At 39.8% G+C, this 24,700-nt stretch carries 21 protein-coding genes; 5 read left to right on the top strand and 16 right to left on the bottom strand.

From position 1 onward, the window contains the following. Positions 1-80 precede the first annotated feature (80 nt). A complete protein-coding gene (nadE, locus tag V7266_RS14530; protein WP_335468605.1) occupies positions 81-905 on the bottom strand; it encodes an ammonia-dependent NAD(+) synthetase in 825 nt (274 codons plus the stop codon). A gap of 124 nt (positions 906-1,029) precedes the next feature. Between nadE and V7266_RS14525 the strand changes: the two genes are divergently transcribed. Then, on the top strand, positions 1,030-1,542 hold the full coding sequence (locus V7266_RS14525; RefSeq protein WP_335468604.1) for an acyl-CoA thioesterase: 513 nt from the start codon (positions 1,030-1,032) through the stop codon (positions 1,540-1,542). A gap of 55 nt (positions 1,543-1,597) precedes the next feature. Here V7266_RS14525 and V7266_RS14520 read toward each other — a convergent pair whose 3' ends face one another. The 4 genes from V7266_RS14520 to V7266_RS14505 all read right to left on the bottom strand — a co-directional run bounded on the left by V7266_RS14520 (position 1,598) and on the right by V7266_RS14505 (position 5,082). After that, positions 1,598-2,572 carry a cation diffusion facilitator family transporter gene (locus tag V7266_RS14520; RefSeq protein WP_335468603.1) on the bottom strand — a complete coding sequence of 325 codons (975 nt, stop codon included), beginning with the start codon at positions 2,570-2,572 and terminating at the stop codon, positions 1,598-1,600. 15 nt (positions 2,573-2,587) lie between these two features. Next, positions 2,588-2,821 carry a hypothetical protein gene (locus V7266_RS14515; protein WP_335468602.1) on the bottom strand — a complete coding sequence of 78 codons (234 nt, stop codon included), beginning with the start codon at positions 2,819-2,821 and terminating at the stop codon, positions 2,588-2,590. A gap of 134 nt (positions 2,822-2,955) precedes the next feature. Beyond that, entirely contained in the window at positions 2,956-3,957 is a 1,002-nt protein-coding gene (locus V7266_RS14510; RefSeq protein ID WP_335468601.1) for an AI-2E family transporter, read from the bottom strand. A gap of 99 nt (positions 3,958-4,056) precedes the next feature. Further along, positions 4,057-5,082: a polysaccharide deacetylase family protein gene (locus tag V7266_RS14505; RefSeq protein ID WP_335468600.1), complete on the bottom strand. Its 1,026-nt coding sequence runs from the start codon at positions 5,080-5,082 to the stop codon at positions 4,057-4,059. Positions 5,083-5,394: 312 nt separating this feature from the next. Here V7266_RS14505 and V7266_RS14500 point away from each other — a divergent pair, with 312 nt between their 5' ends. Both V7266_RS14500 and V7266_RS14495 read left to right on the top strand, forming a co-directional pair. Beyond that, entirely contained in the window at positions 5,395-5,613 is a 219-nt protein-coding gene (locus V7266_RS14500) for a hypothetical protein (protein ID WP_335468599.1), read from the top strand. Between the two features lie 76 nt (positions 5,614-5,689). Continuing rightward, positions 5,690-6,331: a DUF2085 domain-containing protein gene (locus tag V7266_RS14495; protein ID WP_335468598.1), complete on the top strand. Its 642-nt coding sequence runs from the start codon at positions 5,690-5,692 to the stop codon at positions 6,329-6,331. A gap of 42 nt (positions 6,332-6,373) precedes the next feature. Here the strand turns inward: V7266_RS14495 and V7266_RS14490 are convergent, their stop codons facing one another. The 7 genes from V7266_RS14490 to V7266_RS14460 form a co-directional block, all read right to left on the bottom strand. Further along, positions 6,374-7,558 (bottom strand): CaiB/BaiF CoA transferase family protein, encoded by a 1,185-nt coding sequence (locus V7266_RS14490; RefSeq protein WP_335468597.1) that lies wholly within the window; start codon positions 7,556-7,558, stop codon positions 6,374-6,376. Between the two features lie 96 nt (positions 7,559-7,654). Then, positions 7,655-9,223, bottom strand: coding sequence for a fatty acid--CoA ligase family protein (locus V7266_RS14485; protein WP_335468596.1), 1,569 nt, complete (start codon positions 9,221-9,223; stop codon positions 7,655-7,657). A gap of 48 nt (positions 9,224-9,271) precedes the next feature. Continuing rightward, complete coding sequence (locus V7266_RS14480) at positions 9,272-10,705, bottom strand: NAD-dependent succinate-semialdehyde dehydrogenase (protein ID WP_335468595.1); 1,434 nt, start codon at positions 10,703-10,705, stop codon at positions 9,272-9,274. 2 nt (positions 10,706-10,707) lie between these two features. Further along, positions 10,708-11,913, bottom strand: coding sequence for an iron-containing alcohol dehydrogenase family protein (locus V7266_RS14475; RefSeq protein ID WP_335468594.1), 1,206 nt, complete (start codon positions 11,911-11,913; stop codon positions 10,708-10,710). A 266-nt stretch (positions 11,914-12,179) separates the two neighbouring features. Next, positions 12,180-13,808 carry a flavin-containing monooxygenase gene (locus V7266_RS14470; RefSeq protein ID WP_335468593.1) on the bottom strand — a complete coding sequence of 543 codons (1,629 nt, stop codon included), beginning with the start codon at positions 13,806-13,808 and terminating at the stop codon, positions 12,180-12,182. Positions 13,809-13,883: 75 nt separating this feature from the next. Then, entirely contained in the window at positions 13,884-14,819 is a 936-nt protein-coding gene (locus V7266_RS14465) for an alpha/beta hydrolase (protein ID WP_335468592.1), read from the bottom strand. A gap of 355 nt (positions 14,820-15,174) precedes the next feature. Then, complete coding sequence (locus tag V7266_RS14460) at positions 15,175-17,154, bottom strand: sigma-54-dependent Fis family transcriptional regulator (RefSeq protein ID WP_335468591.1); 1,980 nt, start codon at positions 17,152-17,154, stop codon at positions 15,175-15,177. 261 nt (positions 17,155-17,415) lie between these two features. On the opposite strand from V7266_RS14460, the gene V7266_RS14455 reads away from it, so the two are divergent. After that, the gene (locus V7266_RS14455; protein ID WP_335468590.1) at positions 17,416-18,306 is read left to right on the top strand and encodes a LysR family transcriptional regulator; all 891 of its coding nucleotides are present in this window, start codon (positions 17,416-17,418) and stop codon (positions 18,304-18,306) included. A 474-nt stretch (positions 18,307-18,780) separates the two neighbouring features. Here V7266_RS14455 and V7266_RS14450 read toward each other — a convergent pair whose 3' ends face one another. Both V7266_RS14450 and V7266_RS14445 read right to left on the bottom strand, forming a co-directional pair. Next, a complete protein-coding gene (locus V7266_RS14450) occupies positions 18,781-19,650 on the bottom strand; it encodes an MFS transporter (RefSeq protein WP_335468589.1) in 870 nt (289 codons plus the stop codon). A gap of 128 nt (positions 19,651-19,778) precedes the next feature. Next, positions 19,779-20,204 carry a carboxymuconolactone decarboxylase family protein gene (locus V7266_RS14445; protein ID WP_335468588.1) on the bottom strand — a complete coding sequence of 142 codons (426 nt, stop codon included), beginning with the start codon at positions 20,202-20,204 and terminating at the stop codon, positions 19,779-19,781. A gap of 338 nt (positions 20,205-20,542) precedes the next feature. On the opposite strand from V7266_RS14445, the gene V7266_RS14440 reads away from it, so the two are divergent. After that, a complete protein-coding gene (locus tag V7266_RS14440) occupies positions 20,543-21,379 on the top strand; it encodes an NAD(P)-dependent oxidoreductase (RefSeq protein WP_335468587.1) in 837 nt (278 codons plus the stop codon). A 153-nt stretch (positions 21,380-21,532) separates the two neighbouring features. Here V7266_RS14440 and V7266_RS14435 read toward each other — a convergent pair whose 3' ends face one another. Together V7266_RS14435 and V7266_RS14430 are read right to left on the bottom strand one after the other, a co-directional pair. Then, a complete protein-coding gene (locus V7266_RS14435; RefSeq protein ID WP_335468586.1) occupies positions 21,533-22,309 on the bottom strand; it encodes an enoyl-CoA hydratase/isomerase family protein in 777 nt (258 codons plus the stop codon). A gap of 116 nt (positions 22,310-22,425) precedes the next feature. Continuing rightward, complete coding sequence (locus tag V7266_RS14430) at positions 22,426-24,498, bottom strand: (Fe-S)-binding protein (RefSeq protein WP_335468585.1); 2,073 nt, start codon at positions 24,496-24,498, stop codon at positions 22,426-22,428. Between the last annotated feature and the right edge of the window lie 202 nt (positions 24,499-24,700).

Here is a 24,700-nt window from a genome sequence, read left to right as displayed (position 1 = left end):
CTTCGAGAATTGTCCAGCTCCAGGCGCCATCGGCTCGAGGTCACAAGCCGATAGGCGGGCGCCTTGCGCTTTTCTGATAATTACTCTTTCCACCATTCATCAAACATGCTGGCCGGGAGTCTACGTTTATGCTCGGTGAGAATATAACGCTTCTCGACTTTATCGGCGATTTCCGGCGATACCGGCTTTCCTTCCAGATAATCATCGAGTTCATCATAAGTAATTCCTAATTCAGTCTCATCTGCTTGTCCTGGTTTTTGATCAAGAAGATCGGCAGTCGGTACCTTTAAGTACAGACGTTCATCTGCACCAAGCTCTTTAAGGAGAGCCTTCCCTTGCCTTTTAGTTAATCCGGTTAGCGGCAGGAGATCTGCACCTCCATCTCCATATTTAGTAAAAAAACCCGTTACGGCTTCCGCAGCGTGATCTGTGCCAATGACGAGCAGACCCTCCATGCCGCCAACCGCATATTGGGCAATCATTCTCATTCTCGCTTTGACATTGCCTTTATGGTAATCACTTAATGGATTTCCTTTAATACTGGCGTTATATTCCGTTTGGACCTCATCCACTGCACTTTTAATATTAAATACTTCCTCGCGGTCCGCCCTAATAAAAGCTAATGAACGCTTAGCATCTTCCTCGTCTTGTTGAACTCCATATGGCAGGCGGACAGCAATAAAGGCAGCCTCTGTTCCTTCTGTACGCAATTCTTCGACAGCTAGCTGAGCAAGACGACCCGCTAATGTGGAATCTTGTCCGCCGCTAATTCCCAATACAAAGCCCTTTGCCTTCGTTTTGACTAAATAACTTTTTAAAAAGTCGATTCGCTTCCGAATTTCTTCCTTTGGTTCGATGCTGGGATTCACATGTAATTCTTTCATAATTTCTGCTTGTAAACTCATTTGTTGACCTCCTAACCAATTAATTGATATATGTAATGTACCACATTTCACTTCATTTCACTAAAATGAAACAAGAAAAATCAGATTGTGGATAAAATAAATAGGACAAACTTGGAGGGATCATATGGAAGCAAAAACATGTAATGAAACAAGAGTGGTTCGAACAAGCAGAATTTTTCCAAACGATGTAAATAACCATAATACCCTGTTTGGCGGCAAGTTGATTAGTGATATCGATATGATTGCATCCATTTCAGCGGTACGTCATTCCAGGGCAGAGTGTGTAACGGCCTCCATTGATTCAGTGGATTTCCTTAGTCCAATTACACCGAAAGATTCTGTATGCATTGAAACCTTTGTATCGTCCACAGGAACGACTTCAATCGAGGTTTTTGCTAAGGTGATTGCTGAAAATCTTATGTCCGGCGATCGAAAAATCGCTGCAACAGCATTTTTAACCTTTGTTGCCTTAGACCAAAATGGAAAACCAACAAGAGTTCCCGCGATCATCCCTGAAACGGAAGAAGAGAAAAAGCTTTACGAAACTGGTAAAGACAGAGCCGAAAAGCGGAAAGAACATCGAAAAAGCAGCAAAGAATTGGCCAGCGTCTTTACCACACATAGACCATGGGAATAAGAATAGCGGAAGCGCAACATTTAAAAAAGGTTCACGATCGGCTCGTGAACCTTTTTTATGTTTGTTTTGAGGGTTCTGGCTTTTGCCACGTCATGATGTCATCTGCTTCATCAATTTCAATTGTGACATCAACGACGCCTTTTTCTGCCATAATTTTCTCATGTATTCTGTCCTTAATATCATCGGCGGCGGCAACCGTTAATTGAGGGTCAATCTCAATTTCCAGCTCCACATGCAAGTCTTCTCCCTCTTTGATAACTGTTATATCTTGAATATCCTTTACATCCGGGTCCTCCATCACGAGTACACCGATTTTATTTTCCATTTCCTCATCAGCTTGCCCAATAACCCCGGCTGCATTATCTAAAAACACCTTTCCAACTACAAAGAGCATCATCACACCAATTAGAACAGAGGCAACACCTTCTGATTGATGGAAAGGGGTATAGTGGGCTATAACTACAGCAATTATGGCTAACAAGCCGCCTAAAGTCGCTACCATATCCTCCATAAACACGAGCTTCGTGGCCGGCTTGGCTCGTCCCAGATTTGCAAATGCCATCGTAAATACGTTAAGACCTTTTGCCTCGATCTCTATTTCGTGTAAAATTTCTTTCATCGCTTTAAACAAGACAAAGGTTTCAAGCAAGGTGGCTAACACCAACACAAGAATATTAATCAGAAAACCACTGGACTCCGTTGGATGAACAATATGGTGGTAGCCCTCTTTTATGGTTTCAAATGCCATAACCCCTACAATTAACACTGCCCCTAAAAGAACCAGGTTAACTAAGCGGCCAAATCCATTTGGATATTTCTCTGTCGGTGCCTTTTTACTTAGTGCCGACCCCACAAACACAAAAAACTGATTGGCTGCATCGCCAAGGCTGTGCATCGTTTCGGCAAACATCGCCACATTTCCTGTAAAAAGAAAGGCTGCACCTTTGATAATGGCAATAATCGTATTGATAATTGCTGCAAGAAAGGCTGATTTATTTCCTCGTTTTAATAACTGAAATAGTTCTCCCATTACATCCTCATTTCTTTATACGTTTTTTAACACCAAGTATAAACGGTTGTTTCGTTCATTTTTTTCTGGAGCCGATGTTAAATCATATTTTTTCAATAAATGGAACACTTCATTCAGCAGTTCCTGTGAATGTTCTTGCGAAAAAAACCGTTGGAATAATTCTTTCATGTCCCCGGGTAAAAAAGCCATTTGGGATTCGTATTTATTTTTTACATCTTCCTGTGTGTGATTCAGTTTACATTCGCTCATTTTCTCTTCCCCTTCCGTATGTATGTACGTTTAGAATAACAGAAAAGATTCAAAGACAAAAAGCGGAAGCACCTTGAACCAAAGCGACAAAGCAAAATGGGCCTAAAAAAAAAGCCCATTTAATGGACTTTTGGTTACACCTTTTTATGATCGGTCACTTCTAATACATCCAAAAGGAAAACGAAGACTGGAATACCAATAATTAATCCCCAAACACCAAAAAAGTGCTCAGAAAAAATCAGGACAATAAAGGTATAGAAAACAGGAAGATTCGTTTTTGAACTCATTAAATTTGGATTTAAGATATAGGCCTCAATTCCATGAATGATAAAAATCGCGATCCCAACATAAAGAACTTTCATTAATCCGCCGATACTATAAGCGATGATCACGAGCGGAATGAGTGAAATAATAACCCCGGCAACTGGAATTAATCCTAAGATAAAAACCATAATAGATAAGCCGCCTAACTGAGGAAAGTCCAACAGCCAAAGGGAAATGGTGGTTAAAATACAATTGACCACCGCGATAATTAATTGTGCTTCGATCACCTTACCAAATGTCCCAACAAACTTCCGGGCAAAAAACTCTACTTCTTCATAAATGGAAGAGATTTTACTGTTTCTAAATTTCTTGGTAAATTCAATTAAACGCGGCTTTTCCAGTAAGCAGAAAATACTGAGCAGCAAGGCCAATAAGACTTGTAAGGTCACACTGCTAATATCGGTAAAGTACTTAATCAAAAATGTAAATCCTTGCTCTAAATAGCTGGAAATCTTAATTTCTTCCATCCTGTTCACGATATAATTCAGGATAATATTATCGTGCTTGGATGTGTAAAAAGCGGTTAACTGCTTGATTAAGGCCGTAATTTCTTGAATAATCATCGGTAAATACATGACTACACAATAGGAAAGCAGCCCGACAATGCAGGCATAAGATAGGATTACGATTAACCGCCGATTCAGCGGAATCTTTTTTTCAATGAATTGAACTAAACGATTCATTAAAAAGGTGAAAATAAAGGTAAGTAATATTAAATTAATCATCGATCTCATTGCATATAAAACGAGGGCAATGAGGACAAATATAGAAATTCTTTTAAATCCACTGCTCTGCATAAGTTTATTTATCATAGATACTGATCGAACCCCATTATGTTTACTAGTAAAAGTTTTTACACTTTTTTTAATTATATCAAATCTTTACCGTATTTTGTCGGTTTTAGTCTTCTTTTATGGTTTAAATTGTACCGGTGTCATCGAACTGTCAATAGCTTTACTCATCCAGCCCTGCTTCGATAGAATATCAAGCAGCTGCGGCAGATGAGCTAGCGTTTGCTGCCTTTCGTGCAGAAGAATAACAATGGGCCCTTTATGGTTAACCAGCTGATTTAATTGTGAAATGACACTGTTTACATATCTTGCATCTTTATAATCCCAATCCCTGCTGTCAATATTCCAATCCCACATCAAATATCCTTGATCATGGACAGCCTTTCGGTATTCCTCCGTCATATACGGAACACTGCCATATGGGGTTCTCATGATATAGGAATCTACCCCGGAAATTTCTTTTAACGTATTACGGTTTTGCGTTAATTCGGCAATGATTGATGCCGCAGATGCATAGAAAATCTTCGGATTATGTGATACGCTGTGCAAGCCTACCGTTTCTCCGGACTGCACCATTCGTTTTACTGCATTTGGATAACGGCGAATATTGCCATCTATCATAAAAAAGGTTGCTTTGTAATGATATTTTTCCAACAGAGCAATAATCTGAGCGGAATATACGGACGGGCCGTCATCAAATGTTAAATAAACGGTTTTCTGCGGAACTGGATTAGCTGGCGGTGTATTTGGTTGTTCAGACTGTGCTGGTTTTGATTCCTTTGTTGGCTGCTCGGAAGAAGCTCTAGCGTTTGTGGCAGGTATTGCCGCGGCAGGTTCTGTAGATGTCGTTTCGTTTACATTACTTTTCTCTTGTTCTTGTTGATTTCTCCAAGCAATCGCTTGCTCTTGCTGCTTGTGCATTCGTTCCTTTTCAAGTCTAAAATCATCGGTGTCCTTACTAATTTCCTCCGGTGCTGGTCCTTTTGCTTTAGCGCGGTTAATAGTTTCATTTTTTGAATGATTAATAGGTTTATTTACCGTTCTTTCCTGAAAATGATGGCTCAAGAATACCCCTGTGCATAAGAATCCAATAGCCAGCAGGACGACAAGTGTCCCTTTGGACCAACCTCTTTTTAGATTCCCCATTTTACAACCCTTCTTTGATGTTTTTTTCACTTCCCCCATTATAGACGAAATTTCCATTTATTTGTTTCAATTCTATTAAAAATATTACATTTCTATTAAATCGCACTTTTGTCTTAGGTAATTTGTCACTCTGAATATTACAGGTTTTACCAACACATTATACCAATTAAAATTCAAAAAGAGGAGATATATAGAAAAGAAATTTTCTTAAAGGAAGACAGGCAAATTACACTATCGTTTAACATACATATCATTGAAACAAGATTTTTCTCCTATTCCCTAATCATATGCATCTTGCTGGAGGTGAAATGAGTGTCAGGTGGACAAAAAGCACTTTTTTATATTCTATCGATACTTATTCCGATTGTTGGGATTATTGTCGGGATTATTTGGATGAATGATCAGGATCCGGAAAAGAAAGTTGTGGGGAAGAACTGTTTAATAATTTCAATTGTTGTGATGGTGTTAAGCTGTATTTGTTGGTTTGCTGCATCGGCCTTGTCTATTATGCCGGCATTTTCGGGATATTAATTCATTTTGTCGCCAAAAAGCTAAGAACCCAATTCAGGCGGTTTGAATTGGGTTCTTTTTAAGGAGTGATATTGGATTGCTGGATGAACTATTGCATTTTCTAGGCGGTGCGATTTGCCACCAAATAAAAGATCGGTCACTTTTGGCATCGGGAAAGACACTTTCCGTCTGCGCACGTGATACGGGTATTTATTTAGGAATTTTTTCGACTCTTGTTTATTTATTTCTTTTTAAACGGAATAAGATTATTACCATTCCGTCTATAAAAGTAAGCTTTTTTCTTCTATTATTTATGGTCCCAATGATGATTGACGGATTAGGGTCTTATGCTCATTTATTTGAAAGTAATAATGAACGGCGTCTACTAACAGGACTTGGATTCGGATTTATACTCCCTTACTTCATTTTTCCTATACTTTTTGGAAAGTCTCTTACTCCTGGTAGTAAACCAGTAGTAAAAAACACGACTGATATTTTAGTGCCACTGATTTTTTGTAGTCTTATAGGTTTTCTAGTTTATGGGAGTTATATTCCTTATTACATAATAGATATCTTAATTATATTTACAGTTGTTATCTGGTTTAGTTTTTGGACATCGCTTTTGTTCTTGTTCATTAAAAAGGGGCTACTTAAATGGTCACTTTCCGTCCTTAGCAGTGCAGCATTCCTTTCTATCCTCTCATGGCTGCACTTCTTCATAGTAATATCATTCGCCTAGACCTTTCATGATCAAAACCCGCCATATGTCTTACTTTCAAAATTATATTACATTCCCACTTTTTAGGTTTTCAATTTGTGCTCTGGAGTAACCAAGTTCCTCTAAAACTTCGTCTGTGTGTTCTCCAAGCAAAGGCGGGTGGCGTCGAACATTAGACGGAGTATGCGATAATTTAACTGGAAATCCCGGCACTTTCAAATTCTTTACATTAGGATGTTCGATGTCAATCATCATTTCCCTTGCACGAACCTGAGGGTGATTGAGAACTTGATCAATCGTGTGGATGGGACCACATGGAACCCCAGCATGATCCATCCTTTCGAAAATATCCTTGCTTTCCATCGTAATCAGTCTCTCCGACATACTATGAATAAGTTCTTGACGGTTGTCTACTCGCTTCGCATTTGTTTCAAAACGAGCATCTTCCATTATATCAGTCCACTCGAAAGCCTGGCAGCACTTTGTCCATAATCGATCATTGGCTACAGCCAGAATGATATCCATGTCTTTTGCCCTAAACGATTGGTATGGAACAATTGAAGGATGAGCTGATCCCATTCTTCCAGCCGGCTTACCCGTTGCCAGATATCCAGTTGCCAAATGATTCAACAAGACCACTTGTCCATCAAGCAAACTTACATCAACCAATTGTCCTTTTCCTGTTCTTTGTGCAGAGAATAATGCACTTAAAATCCCATAAGCTGCAAACATCCCTGTTGTTAAATCGACAATGGACATACCTGCTTTTGCCGGTCCTGAATTAGCATCACCTGTGATACTCATTAACCCCCCAAACCCTTGTAAAAGAAGGTCGTAGCCGGCCCTATTCTTTTCCGGGCCTGTTCTGCCAAATCCTGAGATAGAACAATACACCAAACGGGGATTTATTTTTTTCATAGTTTCATACCCATAACCCAGTTTATCTAGTGTGCCTGTTCGAAAATTTTCTACTAGAACATCAGCGTCTTTCGCTAATTTATAGATAATTTCTTTTCCCTCTTCACTTTTTAGATCGACCGTAATGCTTCGTTTATTTCGGTTTGAACTAAGATAATAGCAACTTTCATCATTCCATGTAGGAGGAGTGAAGCGCCTTGACTCATCTCCTTGCCCAGGCTGCTCAACCTTTATCACATCGGCTCCCATATCTCCAAGCAGCATGGTACTAAACGGACCTGCTAATGTTCTTGATAAATCGAGGATTTTAATTCCTTCTAATGCATGCATCGATGTCTACTCCTTACCCAGTCTTTTTTTGTAGAGGTTCTTATGGGAAAGTTCTTCTTTGGTCTAGGATTAATTTGCTCCTAGTCACCATCTAATTTAGCCAATTAACATCGCACCTCTCATTTTTTCAACCTGCTGTTCTTTTAAAACTCTTCTTAAAATTTTCCCCGTACCACTTTTCGGCAGTTCCTCGATCATTTCAATGACCGAAGGAAGTTTATATTTTGCTAGATGTTCCTTACAGTAGGCATGCAGTTGTTCCTCTGTTATAAAAGGGTTTTTGGTGACAACATAAGCTACCACTGCCTCACTGCGATCGGAATCAGGTATCCCAAAGACCGCTGCTTCCACTATGTCGGGATGATGATAGAGGGCTTCTTCGACTTCCCTCGGGTAAACGTTATACCCTCCTACTATAATCAAATCCTTTTTCCGATCGACAATATAGAAATATCCATCTTCATCCATTGTTGCCAGATCACCTGTATAAAGCCAGCCATCTTTAATCGCCCTTTTTGTCTCTTCAGGCATTTTATAGTAGCCTTTCATGACATTTGGACCGCGGACAATCAACTCTCCTACTTCTCCAACAGGAACTTCTTCGCCTAGCTCATTCACAACTTTGTTTTCCACATGGATGATGGATGTCCCAATCGAACCTGGCTTACGTTCACGATCAAGAGGGTTAAAGGTAGTTGTTGGCGATGTCTCGGATAATCCGTATCCTTCTAAAATAACCACATTAAATTTATCTTCAAAATTCCTTAACAAGGAGACAGGAAGGGAGGCTCCGCCTGAGAAGCAGAACCTTAGTGCTTCAAGATGCTCCGGGTTTCCTTCAGAGAATTGATAGAGAAAACTATACATCGTTGGTACGCCAAAAAATATAGTTGGTTTATACTTTTTACCTAAACGAAAAATTTCCTTAGGGCTGAACTTCGGTACAATCAGAATAGTTGCCCCGCATACAATCGGTGCATTCAAGCAATCAGTTAAACAAAAAGCATGAAACATTGGCAGTACTGTAATAATTCGGTCATCGCTGGTCATTTTTAAATCATGGCTTACATCCATGGCATTACTATACAAATTTTTATGGGTCAGCATAGCACCTTTGGGTTTTCCAGTTGTTCCGGATGTATAAAGAATAACAGCTACATCTTCCCCATGAATTTCAGGTTCTTGAAAGTTCAAATTCCCGGAAGCCATTAGATTAGTAAACGATTTCAATTTAGAGTAAATAGAAAGGCTTTCTAAATTCTCTGTCTTTTGCTCCGTCTCAACATAGACATAGTGCTCTACTTTTGACAGTAATGTTTGCTTTTGCTCCAGTAATGGGATAAGCGATTTCAAGGCAACAACAGCCTTAACATCACCATTATTTAGGATATATCCTATTTCGTTGGCCGTATAAATAGGATTAATCGGAATAACAGTCGCACCCAATCGGAACGCCCCATGCAAACTAATCACAAATTGAGGAGAGTTATCCAACAATAATGCAATATGGTCTCCTTTCTTGATCCCTAATTTTTCTAACCCCGAGGCAAATTGTGTAATCGCTTGATTCAATTCAGCATATGTACTTGATTGGTCCTTAAAGTAATAAGCAATCTTGCTGCCGGAGTATTTTGCATTTTCATGAAGCTTTGTTGAAAAACTCATCTAGCTTTCTCTCCTTTGCCAACTTATCTTATTAAAATCATTCGTTTTTTACCGATTTTCACTACGAATTGCTACTGAAACTAATTTGGTTTCAAGATAGTCTTCCAAACCATACCGACCGCCTTCTCTTCCTAATCCGCTTTGTTTAACTCCTCCAAACGGCGCTTGAACAGCAAATGGTGCCGGGTCATTCACACCTACCATTCCATACTCAAGTCTCTCTGAAACGCGATGCACTCTTGACAGGTCATTCGTATAAAAATAAGAAGCCAGCCCAAACTCTATGTTATTGGCCTTTTCGACAACCTCATCTTCATTGCTAAAGCGAATTATTGGCGCTACAGGACCAAATGTTTCTTCATAAGTAATTTTCATCTTTTCGTTTACCTCAGCCAAGACAGTTGGGAGATAAAAATAACCATCATTATATTCATTTTCAGTTAGTGCTTTACCGCCGCAAAGAATGGATGCACCTTTACCAACAGCATCCATTACATGATCATGTGATTTATCAACACCCTCCTGATTCACTAATGGACCTAACTGGGTATTTTCGTTTAATCCATCACCAATTCTCAAAGAGGCAACTTTATCCGCAAAGCGGCGTGCAAATGTGTCATAAATGGAATCATGTACGTAAATACGATTCGTACAAACGCATTGTTGACCAGCAGCTGAAAACTTACTGCTAATAGCGCCTTCAATGGCAAGGTCGATGTCTGCATCTTCAAATACGATAAACGGAGCATGTCCGCCAAGTTCCATCGACACTCGTTTTACAGTGTCTGCAGATTGACGAATTAATTTCTTGCCAACTTCTGTAGAGCCCGTAAATGTAATTTTTCGTACATCATTACTGGCCATCAGTTCTCCAACAATGTCAGAAGAATTCCCCATGACAAGGTTTACAACGCCTGCAGGAAGACCTGCTTCGTCAAAAATTTTAAAAAGCTCCAGTGATGACAATGGCGCCTCACGAGAAGGCCTTAAAACAACTGTACAACCAACCGCCAATGCGGGACCTAATTTTCTTGCTCCCATTGATAATGGAAAATTCCATGGTGTAATTGCCCCAACAACCCCAATTGGCTGCTTTAGAACAGAAATTCTTTTATTTGGTGCAGATGCAGGAACCAGATCCCCATATACACGGCGGGCTTCTTCCGCATACCATTTAAAGAAAGCAATCGTACTTCCTACTTCATAACGGGCATTATGAATCGTCTTCCCCATTTCTTTCGTAATCGTTTGGGCAAGGTGCTCTTTTTTTTCTACTAAAATATCAACTATTTTATGCAGGTAAGCAGCCCGCTGTTCCCCCGTTAGACCAGACCATGCCGGAAAGGCATTTTTGGCGGCTTCAATAGCGCGTTGTGTTTCTTCTTTTCCAACTAAAAATACTTTATCCACCACTTTACCGTTTGCAGGATTTTTGACTTCTAATACGTGCTCCGTTTCTATCCATTTTCCATTAATATACATTATTAAGCTGATTCCCCTTCTTGATATAATGGTAAAACCTTATTATAGATTTTAATAACATCTTCTTTGAAAACTTTTCGCGGATTATTTGGAATTGTCCCTTTATCTTCCATTGCATCATGCGCTAAACGATCGACCATTTCCTTTGTAAATTTAATTCCTAAATAACTAAAATCTTTTGGTATATTTAATGATTGATTAAAATCATTTAGTAAGTCTACTAGTCGTTCCGCTGCTGATTTATCATTTTCAAACGTTAAAGAAGGATCAAAGATTCTAGCAATATCTGCATATTTTTTATAGTTTGAGATTAGATTATGTTTCATAACATAAGGTAATAGAATCGCATTCGCCAGACCATGTGGAACATGGTAAATTGCAGACATCGGATGGGAACAAGAGTGAACAAGCGCAACACCCCCAAGACCAAAGGCCATGCCAGCGATGGTACTTGCTAGATGTACTTGTGATCTTGCTTCAAGGTTATTAGAATGTGCATAACTTGGCGGCAAATGATCTTTGAGCATTTTAATTGCCTGTAGTGCAAGACCATCCGTTATGGGGGTTGATCGCACTGAAGTATAGGCCTCTAACGCATGAACCAATGCATCAATGCCTGTAGATGCAACTACATGTCGTGGAAGTGAAGTTGTTAACGATGGATCAACAAATGCAATCTTGGGAGCCAATACTGGTGAAGCAACAACATATTTCCTGCCTGCCTCATGATCAGTGACTACAGAAACTGTCGTTACTTCAGAGCCAGTACCGACCGTTGTAGGAATTGCAAACAAGGTTGGAATTTCGTTCACAACCGGTTTTTCACCACGGCGATAATCAAGGATATGGCCAGGATGACTGACAATTACTCCAACAGCTTTTGAGAAGTCCATCGCACTTCCTCCACCAACTGCGAGAATCATGTCACACGATTCAGCCTTATAAACTTGAGCCCCTTTCATTACAGTTACTGCATGAGGATTTGGCTCGATCTCTGAAAAGATGATTGCATTAATTCCGTTTTCTTTTAAAAGAGATTGTATTTTATCTGGAATTCCAGCTTGAACAAGCCCTGGATCAGTGGCTATAAAAACGCTTGATTTATTGAATTCTTTAATTTTTACTGTTAAGCTTTCCTCGACACTGTTTACTCCAAAAATCACATTTGTAGGTAAAGCAGAATTAAAGGTTTGCTGACTCAAATACATAATTATTCTCCTATTCCACTCGTTTATTGATTGATAGTTAAGCAGGGACCGGGAATCAGGGGGATTCATTTTTATTCTCAGGATTGCGGCACCTTTAGGCTTAATTCAGTCATAACTATCATGCAGGTTTGGGTATAATTAGTTCATAACAGAAATTTATTGGGTGAAATAACAGTTCAATCACAGCAATCAGCTGTGTAATATCTGGTGAGTGTTATAGAGCCGGGCCGGACTGGGCCGTTCCAGGCTCTGTTAGTAGTACTAATTTATTTGACGTTAGCGATGGCACGGTCGAAAACAAAACCCTTATAACCAGCCTCTTCCAAGGCTTTTCTATAATTTCCTAAGCCTCCTAGATAGAACATGACCGTGTTCTTCTTGCCTGGGATGTTCGCACCGAATATCCACGATTCCCCCTTCGAAAACAGCGTCTGGTCCGAGATCATGCGGCATGTTGATATCCACTCGTCCTCCGCCTCTTGTGTTGGTTCGATGGTGGCAATGGCGTTATCGACCATGTACTTGACGGTGTCCGATATCCATTCGACTTGAGTTTCAATACTTGGCGGCAGGTTTGTGAAAGGGCCGTTTGGACCAAGAATCATGAAAAGATTTGGAAAACTGTTATTTGTCATGCCGAGATACCCAGCCGGTCCATCCGCCCACTTATCGCGCATCGTGACACCATCGCGTCCGCGAATGTCGATCTTGGTATAGTTCCCATCCACCGCATCGAATCCGGTTGCGTAGATCAGTACGTCTAATTCATACTCGCCATCCGTGGTGCGCACTCCTTTTGGTGTTATTTCCACGATTGGGTTTTCCTTTACATCGACGAGCGAGACATTGTCTCGGTTAAATGTATTGTAGTAGCCATTGTCACAAAGCGGACGTTTGGCATATAAACCGGTTGGTGTCAACTTGCGTGCCGTTTCAGGATCCTTTACAATCTCATGGATTTTCTTACGTATAAAATTGCAGGCAGCCTCGTTGGCCTCAGGATTTGTGGCAATGTCGCTAAAGGTAGCGAACATGAAGCGGAAGCCGCCTCCTTTATTCCATGCCTCCTCAAACACGCGCTCTTGTTCCTCTTTCGAAACCGACACCGCTGACACTGTGCTCTCTTCAAAGCCGAAAGCGACAGCCGAAGATTTGACTTGTTTCCAAATCTCATCATAGTTGGCCTTTATCTCAGCAATTTCTACTTCAGATTGCGGCCGTTTTCCAACTGGTACACTGTATTGCGGCGTACGCTGGAAGACTGTCAGATGCTCGGCCTCAGGGGCAGTAGCAATAATTACCTGAACCCCCGTTGAACCTGTACCAATTACGCCTACTCGTTTACCCTTCAGATCAACGCCTGATCTTGGCCATCTAGCAGTGTGATATTGTTCACCCTTAAAGGTCTCTTGGCCCTTAAAATTCGGCACATTCGTTGCTGAAAGAAGACCAAGCCCGGTAACTAGAAACTTCGCAGTGACAGTTTCACCCTTGTCAGTGGTTACCTCCCAATAGTTAGTCTCTTCATTGAAATAGGCCGCTGTAACCTTTGTGTTGAACTGGTAGCTGCGCCGTAAGTCTAAACGGTCTGCCACATGACCCAAATAGGATAGGATTTCAGGCTGTGTCACATAATTTTCTTTCCAATTCCATTCTTGAAGCAAATCTTTGTCAAAAGAATAACGGTAGACAAAGCTTTCTGTATCAGAAAGTGCTCCCGGATAACGGTTCCAGTACCAAGTGCCGCCGACATCAGAGCCATTATCATAGGCGCGTACATTTAGGCCTAGTTCATTGCGGAGTTTATGAACAGCGTAAAGGCCGCCAAACCCTGCCCCAACAACAACCGCATCAAATTCTAGCCCTTTTGTCTTATGATTATTGAGTTGATTCATAATGGTTCCCCCTAATATTGAGTTTCAGTTTTTTTTTCATCGGATCACATTCATGATTATTTGAAGGATTTTTCCTTATTTTTGCAATGCCCGATACCAAGCTGCAATTCTGCTAACTTCCTCATCCGCTTCAGGAGCACGTCCGGCTAGGAATGTGAAAACATGCTGCATTCCATCTACAACTGACAGTGTGGCTTGTACACCGGCCTCAGTGGCTCGGGCATGCAGACGGCGCGCGTCATCAAGCAGCATTTCAGCCCCCCCCGCGGCGATGTAGAGCGGCGGATAGCCGTTGAAATCAGCGTGCAGCGGATTGGCTAATGGATCACGTACCTTCGTACTGTCATTCCCAATGAACATTTCAATCATCCCTTGAAGCAATGGGACAGTGATTAGCGCATCGGTAGCGGCGTTACTCTCCAACGTGCTGCCGGTTAGTTCCATATCGAGCCACGGCGAGAAGGCAATGACGAAACCTGGAAGTTCAAGACCCAATTCACGGAATTTCAACACCGATGATACAGCAAGGTTTCCTCCGGCAGAGTCGCCGATGGTGCCAATATCCTTTGCCTTAATGCCAGACGCGAGCAAAGCTTCGTAAACAGCAGCAGCATCCTCCAATTGTGCTGGGAAAGGATTCTCCGGGCTGCGGCGATAATCCAATACCACAGAGGACACGCCGAGTGCTTTGGCCATATGACCAGCCAGCTTGCGGTGGCTTGTGGAAGATCCTACGGCAAACCCGCCTCCGTGAGTGTAGATTAATACTTTTGATTTGTCGCATCCGATTGGGTAGGCCCAGATCACATCAACATCGCCGACAGTGTCGCTCTTATACGTCACATCTTCAGGCTCTAACGTAGGTTTTTCCCATTCGTCAAAAAGACTGCGCAAGTCTGCCAGCGTCATGTTCGGATTGGCCTCCATACGATCGCTCCAATCCTGGTACAGTGCACGCAAATAATCCGCTTCCTTTGATACAAATTTAGTTTTTTGCTCCATTGAATTCATAATTGTTTTCCTCCCTCAATTTTTGGCTAATTTTAACTTTTTATTGAATACGGTTTCAATTTGAAGTTTTCTTAGCTGAATCACTTAATTAATATGCAAGTACCGTGCCAATCTAAATTTTGAGGTATTTTCCACTTTTTCTTTATGTGTGTGTGTTTAAGTGTAGTAATTTTGAGACAATGAATTTTGGAAATAAGGTCAGCAACCCATTACATATTCAGCAATTCCTAATTTTGCGACAACTTTTCTCAATTTTGCTCCATATAAGCGATGTATGAGGACAATTGCAAACCATAACAAAAAGGAGGCTTTTGAAAAGCCTCCTTTTTGTTATGGTAGGATTAAAAAGATTTACTTACTTTAAACTTTTGATATCATAACCCAATTTTTTTAATTTTCGATAAAGGGTGCTGCGGCTCATGTTTAATTCTTTCGCTGCATCCGTGACGTTCATCTGTGAACGTTTTAGCGCTTGCTTAATCCAGTCTAATTCAGCCTGATTGACGGGATTAATTTTCTTCACGTTATTATTAAGTAATGTCTGTTGTTTATGAATATGTTTTGGCAGGCTCTCAGGGGTAATGACACCGTTAGCTGAAAAATTGACTGCATATTCCATCGCATTTTCCAACTCACGAATATTTCCAGGCCAAGAATAATCTCTTAATAGTCTCATAGCTTCGTTAGTTATATGGTATGGACCGTGGTGTTTCTTCATGGTAAACTTTTGCACAAAATTTTCAGCTAGTAATGGAACATCTTCGGAACGATGACGTAATGCTGGTAATTCAATGTGAAAAACATTAAGCCGGAAATAAAGATCATTACGAAATTTCCCTGCTTGTATTTCTTCAGGAAGATTTTTATTGGTCGCTGCAATGACGCGAACATCTATAGGGATACGTGTTTTATCACCGATTCGGATAATTTCTTGCTCCTGAATCACCCGAAGCAGTTGTACCTGTGAATCCAGCGGCATATCCCCTAATTCATCCAGGAAAAGTGTTCCTTTATTCGCCAATTCAAACTTCCCTATGCTTCCTTTCGGATTAGCACCTGTAAAGGCACCCGCCACATATCCAAAAAGCTCACTAGGAAGCAAATCCTTGGGTATAGCAGCACAATTCAAAGCAATAAAAGGATAATCAGATCTGCTGCTTGCCTGATGTATGGCGCTAGCAACTAACTCTTTCCCCGTGCCGCTGTCTCCGGTAATCAAAACATTAGAATCACTAGTGGCCGCAACACGTGCTAATTGAATGGTGCTCTTAAATGCTTCAGATTTGCCAACTAAGCTTTGTAAAGAGTACTTTGCATAGTGATTGTGGTTAGCTGTTGAATGACTTATTCTATTCTTTTTCTCTAAAATACAAATGAAACCTATGAATCTATCGTACCAATGAATTTTTTTGTATAATGCCCGATATGGACTGCCCTGCAGCGTTACTTCTTCCTCCCATTCCTTATTCAGGGTTAATTCATTGTTTTCTACTGTCCGTGACATTAGTATTGATAATTCTTCGACCTGAGAATTACTGTTGATCCTTACAATTTCCCCTTTTGGGTTACATAAGATAACGATCTGGTTTTTCCATTTACTAATCGCTTCAATATAAATGTTTTGCATCATTTCACGTGCTTGATAGTAATTGTGAAATAGATGCCTTTCTATTTGATTCACGATTCCGACGGTTTTCATCATGCTAAGAGTATGGTAACTATCACTAGTTGTAGAGAGATTTATTATTCCTAACAACTCACTTGTAAGCGGATCCAAAATAGGGGCTGCTGAACATACCCATTCATGGCAACTATGAGAAAAATGTTCGGAAGAAAAAATTTGAACAGGCTGCTTTAAAAGGATTGAGGTACCAATTGCATTCGTTCCGGCCCAACGCTCTGACCACTGAGCCCCTTTATTCGCATTTACTGATTTTCCTATCTGACGAGCTACAGGCACATCCCCATAATGATCTAAAATGATGCCATCACTGTCACAAAACAAGAGTACATGTTTATCATCAGAAAGTTCTTGTCCCGCCTGTTTAAGTACTGGCTGCGCTAGATGAAAAGCTTCACTTTTCTCCCTTATTTCTTTGAGCTCTACATCCGAGATATTTTTTACTGACCCTTGAATCATCGGATTCAGATCCTTATATTGCTTACTACGATTCCAAGATTGTAAAATGACATCTCTTACTTCCAATTTTTCCGTAGGCTGCTGCTCGATTTGAAATGGACTAAAGAAGAAGTTTTTCCATCCTTCATGAAATTTTCTTCTGTGTAGAACAATATCTTCTTTTGATACCAGGTCTGTGAAAGGAACATGGGACATCTAGCGCTCACCTCTTGATTATTCTGAATATTATTAATTTATATTTTAATAGAGGGAAAATCAACTATCTCGATTTATGGAGAATGATGGAGATTTGAAAATGAAAGCCATAGGTAACCCACCTAAGCTTACAAAACCAATATCATTTATGTTATCGTTCACAATTCGTTCACACTTAGTATACATTGTCTATTTATATGAGTAAAATGAATTTTAGGAATAGAACATATGTATATATTTCATAGATTGGAGATTACATTCATGGACATACGTCACCTTACTTACTTTATTGAAGTTGCCAAATACAAAAGTTTTACGAATGCTTCAAGATCCCTCCATTTGTCACAGTCTACACTAAGTAAAGTAGTCAAAAGTTTGGAAGAAGAATTAAACGTAGAACTGATTGACCGTTCCGCAAAGAACATTGAATTAACGGAAGCAGGCGAAATCGTTTTAGCCGAGGGGGAGAAGATTATAGAATCGTTAAATGATTTATCTATCCACCTTTATGATTTAATGAACTTAAAAAAAGGCAAAATAAAAATCGGCGTACCGCCAATCATTGGTTTTTTATTTTTTCCAAAAATCATTAAAGGGTTTAATAATCTTTATCCCGATATCAAAATAAAACTCTTTGAAGATGATTCCAGAAAGGTTAAACAGGAAGTCAGAGATGGAATATTAGATCTTGGTGTGGTGATGCTGCCGGTCGATGAAAAGGAGTTTGATGTTGTTCCCTTTGTTAATGAAGAACTGTCCCTCTTCGTCCATCGTTCCCATCCATTAGCGAAGATGGAAAAAGTCGAAATGAAAGAGTTACAAAATGAAACCTTCATTCTATTTAATAAAGAGTTTGCTATACATGACATCATTATTCAAGAATGTGAACGAGCTGGTTTTCGTCCGGAAATTGCTTATGAAAGTTCTGAGTGGGATTTCATTAGTGGAATGATTAGCGAAAACTTAGGGATTTCGATTTTCCCAAGACCCATTGCAGGTAAAGTCGATCGAGATTTAATCAAGGCGATACCCATCGTCAATCCAAGCTTCCCTTGGAACTTAGGATTAATTTTCAAAAAAAAGAAGTACGCCTCACCTGCGGTTCGTGAATTTATCCAGTACATTTCAACTGAATTACCTCCCGAATCATGAAAATGATAAATGTAATAGAAGCAAAAGAAGCTCTCGATTTGATTAATCAAATCGAGAGCTTTGAATGTGAAAGTGAATCGCGGAGGGATCTATTTTTAATCAAAACTTTATTCCAAATGAACATTTTGAAATTAATTAGGCGATACCTCTTTTAAACGAATTTCATTTCTATTTAAGACTAAATGGTCTTTTCGGCCATGTAAAAGTAGATAAAAAATAATAAGGACAAACATTAAAATACCTAACCATACATACAAATTGCTATAGCCAAGGGCCGGTACTAAATATCCTAAGAAATAAGGACCGAAGCCAAGTCCTACATCTAATCCGATAAAGTAGGTGGAAGTGGCTAATCCAATTTTTTCTGGCGTCGTTACTTTAATCGAAGAGCTTGAAAGGCAGAAGATATATTACCAAAACCAATACCAATGATAGCGCCAGAAAGTAATAGAAGGAAAGCACTATGCGAGATACTTAAAAGAAGTAAACCAATTCCAAAGAAAATGGCACATGGATATACAAGTTAGCACCTTTTGTATCCATAATACGCCCTGTAAATGGACGTGTGAGTAGAACTGCTATAGCGTATGCTAAAAAGAAAAAGCTTGATGCACTTAATAAATCACGTTCTTCTGCAAAGAAGTTAAGGAAAGCAATAAGGCTTGCATAGCCTAATGCAAAAAATAACGTCAAAATGGCGATCGGAAGTGCTTTTCTATCAATAAATTGAGAAATATGAAAGCCTTTTTCTTCTTGAAGCGAATGAGCTTGGATTTTCGATATTTTTGTAAATAAGGCGCTGACTAGTGCTAAAATGGCAAAAACCATACATAACATGAAAATAACAAAATAAGTAGTGTGTTGGCTCAACAACAAACCGAAGAACGGTCCGATGGCTGTTCCAAGTGTTGAACTCATACTGAAGTAACCAATTCCTTCACCTTTACGAGAAGTTGGTAAAATTTGCGCTACGACTGTACTTACAGCGGTAGAAGCAATCCCAACTGCGAAACCATTTATCAGGCGGCTAATGATCAGTACGATAATCCCCGCTTGAATAAAATAGAATGACATGGTTATCGGGAATAGAATTAAACCAATCATTAATATTTTTTTTGTGCCGACTTTGTTAATAATTCGGCCTGTAACGATTCTGCCTAATAAGGTTCCGACAATATAAATTCCAGCTACAAGACCAGCTTGTGAAACAGAAGCATGAAACTCTTTTACAGCGTATGAAGCCATTGTAACCATTAATAAATAAAAAATAATCATAATGATGAAGTTAATGATAGACATAATAATAAAATCTTTTGTCCATAGTTTTTCACTTGCATTCCTCACTTAATATCCTCCTGCTCTCTTAATTAAACTCTGCTATATTTTTTAAATCTTTGTGCATTTTTTCACAATATCAAAGAAAATATATCCACCTGCGTTAGCAGGTGGTCGTTTTAGGTGTTTTAGGTGTTTTATTGCTGTGGCTGCATTTCTTTAACGTTCATTTTAACATTTCTTTGAGCAAAAACTTTTTTAACAATTTTTAGAGCATTCAAGACTTTAGGGAAGCCTGTATAGGGAATCAAGTGCACGACAGTTCCAACAATTTCTTGTGGAGTTAATCCAATTGTAATTCCTACGTTGATATGCAATTCCAATTGCGGCTCAGTACCTAGAGCTACAAGAGAAGCGATTGTAGCAATCGTTTTTTGTTGTGGAGTTGTGCCCTCTCTTGAATAAATATCTCCGAAGGCAAATTCAACAATATAACTTTCTAAATCAGGTGCAAGCTCTTTAAATGCGGCTACAATATCCATGTGTGTTCCAATTTCCTTGTTATCTGTTACAGTAATCTCATTTATAATATCTAATCCTCTTTGGTAACGATCTTTTTCCATGTTTTATTCCTCCCAAAATGTCCGTTGTTTTTGAAACATTAATAACTATACCGCAGCTTTTATTATTCGTAAAATACATATAACTCATAAAATGCATTCCTTTTTTTCATAAAAGGTTAATTTCGGACCTTTAGTAAAGCTTTTATATTTAGAGACAATAAAATAAGTTGGGTGATAATTTTGCATGAATATTATCTCCGAACCATGAAATATATACATACGTTTTATTCATATTATTCATTTTACTCATACAAAAGTGCGAGGTATACTAAGTGTGAACAAAATGTGAACAAAAATATAAAATTTCAACCAACAAGTTAATATAGGAGGAATGAATCATGAGTAAAAAAATTGGCTTTGTAGGATTAGGAACAATGGGCTTCCCAATGGCCGTTAACTTAAAGAAAGCTGGTTTTGAAGTAATCGGTTATGATGCCTTTAAAGGTGTTTATGAGAAGGCAACAGCTGCTGGTATAACAATGGTGGAAACTTTAAAAGAAGTAGCGGAACAAGCTGACGAAGCGATTATCTCCATGGTTCGTGACTATGCCCAAAATATAGACGTTATATTTGGTGAAAACGGTCTATTATCTGCCCAACCTAAAGATAAAACCATCATTGTCATGAGTACACTAGACCCTGATACCATGAATCAATTAGGTGAAAAAGTCGAAGAAGAAAGTGATTTCAAATTAATTAGCGCTGCGGTAAGTGGTGGTGCTTCAGGTGCTCAAGCTGGAACATTATCGATTATGACATCCGGTTCAGAAGAAATTGTGAAATCTTTCCGACCATACTTTGATGCCATTGGGTCCAATATATTCTACTATGGCGGTCAGCCAGGAAACAGCCAAGTAGCTAAATTAGTTAATAATATGATTCTAGGTATTAACATGAATGCTCTAGCTGAAGGACTTAAATTAGGAAAACACTATAACTTACCTCAACAAGAGTTATTAAACTTGTTACAAGTTAGCACAGGTGATAGCTGGGTAGTTAGAAATTGGAAGGATGTTTCTGAATGGACAGCAGACACTGCCTTGGCTGTTTTACTTAAAGACTTAAAGGCGGCTTATAACGAAGGACTTAAACACAATGTAACTTTACCATTCAATGCCTTATCATCTACACAATTATTTGACTCTATGGGGAAAGAGAAACCAGAAGTTAAATAATTAGGAATTAATGGAATTCTACTGTAACCAAGTACTAGAACCACCTTATCTACTTAAAAAAACAGTAAACGAAAAAGCAGCCCCAAATACAATCTAAAAATTGTTTTCGGAGCTGCTCTTTGTTTTCTTTCTTTCCTTTATGTTATGGTCCTCTTACATTCCTTTGAAGAGAGCCTGCCTTTTATCAAGAAATGCTTGTGTCCCCTCTTTTTTATCTTGAGACCCAAACAAGACTGCCTGTGCCAGTTTTTCAATCATAAGCGCCGTGTCCATATTTGCATCAAATCCATGATTAATAACGAGTTTGGCCATTCTGACAGCAAACGGTCCCTTTGATAAAATCTTTTCCGCTTTTGATTTTACCGCCTTCCACAATTCTTCCATCGGAACGGCCCTTGAAACTAAACCAAAATCCTCAGCCTGCTTTGCTGTTAACATTTCGCCAGTCAAAATCATATCTACTGCTCTTCCCTTTCCTATGATCCGGGCTAAACGCTGCGTTCCTCCCGCTCCGGGAATGATGGATAAATTAAGTTCCGGAAGCCCAAATTTTGCATGATCAGCAGCGATACGAATATCACAGGCCATTGCCAGTTCACATCCCCCACCCAATGCGAATCCGTTAATAGCGGCAATCGTTACTTTATTACAATTTTCGATTCTGCGGTAAACTCCGGACATCCCCGGAATAAGAGCATCTAAGGGCTGCTTTTCTCGTAGCTGCCTGATATCAGCTCCAGCCGCAAATGATTTTTCCCCAGCTCCCGTAATAACGATTACCCCTACTCTTTCATCATTTTCCAGAGTTTCCAAGGCAATCCTTATTTCCGTCAAGGTTTGAGCATCCAATGCATTTCTGACTTCCGGCCGGTTGAGCTTAATAACCCCCATTTGTTCTTCTAGTTCTACTAAAATATTTTGATATACCATTTTAATTTCCACTCCTTGATTGAAAAGGGACTTTAGAACAATCCAACAAGTTCACATTTCCTGTTGTATTGATAAAAATTGCTGCTCATCCTTATTTGAACACTCCTTGCAAACTTCTATCCCGCTAATGAACGTTCCACAATCTCCGCTATATCCATTGTTCTAACTTGATCTTCTGCTTCTTTTGCTTTCGTACCATCGGTTAACATGGTCAGGCAGTACGGACAATTACTTCCAATCATCGTTGGACTAAGTTGAAGCGCTTGTTCCACTCGTTCTACGTTAATCCGTTTCCCCTGGGTTTCCTCTATCCACATCCTGCCTCCGCCGGCTCCACAGCACATGGCATTTTCTTTATTCCGTCCCATCTCTAGTATTTCTACACCGGGAACAGATTTAAGAATTTTTCGTGGGATCTCATAGATATTGTTATATCGGCCTAGATAACAGGAATCATGATAGGCAATTGCTTCCTTGACTTCCTTCACTGGCTTAATCCTGCCCTCCTGGATCCACTTCCAAATCAACTCAGTATGGTGATAAACCTCTGCTTCCAAACCAAACTCGGGATATTCATGTTTAAAGGTGTTATAAGCATGAGGATCGATGGTGACGATTTTTCTCACACCATAGGCCTGAAAGTTAGCGATATTCTCCTGACATAATTGTTGAAATAAGAATTCATTCCCCATTCTGCGTGCCGTATCTCCGGAATTTCGCTCTTCATTACCAAGAATGGCAAAACTGATACCAGCCGTGTTCATAATTTTGGCAAAAGACTGCACAATCTTTTGACTTCGTTGATCAAAGGATCCCATCGATCCAACCCAAAACAGATATTCAAATTCTTCTACCTCATTGACCGTTTGAACATTGATATCTTTACGTTCCTCGCGCCACTTGATACGCTCCTTCCGGTTAATCCCCCATGGATTACTTTGCCGCTCAATATTATGAAAATAACGATTAGCCTCTTGAGGCATACTGCCTTCAGTCATAACCAAATAACGCCTCAAATCAATGATTTTATCCACATGTTCGTTAGCCACCGGACATTGGTCTTCACAATTTCGGCATGTTGTACAAGCCCATAATTCTTCCTCCGTAATGACATCTCCGATCAAATTAGGCATTTCAACCGTTGAAGCGGTTTCCTGTACAGCGGGCCCGGCAGTTAATGAAGGGGCTAATGCAGAAGTGCCGGAAACAAGACTAGGCATCCATGGACTACGGGAAGTAATAGAGGCCCCTGTTTCTGTCAAATGATCCCTCATCTTAACGATTAGATGCATAGGAGATAATGTCTTCCCGGTGACGGAAGCCGGGCACATATTTGTGCAGCGCCCGCATTCTGCGCATGCATACAAATCGATCAGCTGCTGCCGGGTAAAATTCTCAATTTTCCCGACCCCGTATTCCTCTACTGCTTCGTCTTCAAAATCAATCTTACTCAATTTTCCAACAGGACCGACCTTCTTGAAAAAGATGTTAAACATCGCGAACAACTCATGTGCTTGCTTCGACTGGGGTACAAACACCATGAATGATAACACGGTTAACAGATGCAGCCACCAAAATACGTAGAACAATACTGTACCCGCTGTTTTACCAATACCGGAGAAAGCTGCAGTAATCACTCCGGAGAATGGAGCATGGGAGAAATCGGGGCTTTGCCCCAGCATAACCTTTTCAAATCCCAACGTAAGCAGGATCGCTAATGTCAGCGTAATGAGGGCAATAATTACAAACGCAGCTTTGGCATCCCGTTTCAATTGCAGCCGCTTTAACTTTTCAATATAACGGCGATAAAAAGCATATACCATCGCACACAACATGAGGAATACAGTCCACTCCTGCAAGAGACTGAAATATTTATAGGCGCCGCCGAAAGGAAATTCATAACCTCTGATAAATCCCTTAATAATGATTTCAACGAGTCCTACCTGAATGATAAAAAAACCATAAAACAAGATTAAGTGCATAAGACCGCTTTTCTTGTCCTTAAATAATTTTCGCTGGCCAAACCCATTCACTAATACCGCATTGATTCGTTCTTTGAGGCTCGGCTCAAAATCAACCTTTTTCCCAAGCTTCACAAATAAATACCGGCTGTAAACGAGTTGAGCAAACAAGTAAACCGCATATCCTGTCACAGCTAGGAAAGCAAGAAAATTCAGCAGTAATAACATCCTGTTCCCTCCATTGTAAATTCTTAGTCAGTTCGATTACGTTCCAGAGTTAATAATAATAGAATAAAAGATTAGAACTATATTATTGGTGGGAAATTATTCTATTTCCCATATCATATTGTAAGGAGATACTAGGCCTGAGGATAGGCCCCCTCTTATTTTTCAAGAGAGGACCTAGATAACCGGCATATTTTAACATTCA

This window comes from Neobacillus drentensis (assembly GCF_036965645.1).
Taxonomy (GTDB): Bacteria; Bacillota; Bacilli; order Bacillales; family Cytobacillaceae; genus Neobacillus; species Neobacillus drentensis_D.
This window is presented reverse-complemented; position numbering and strand designations above follow the sequence as displayed.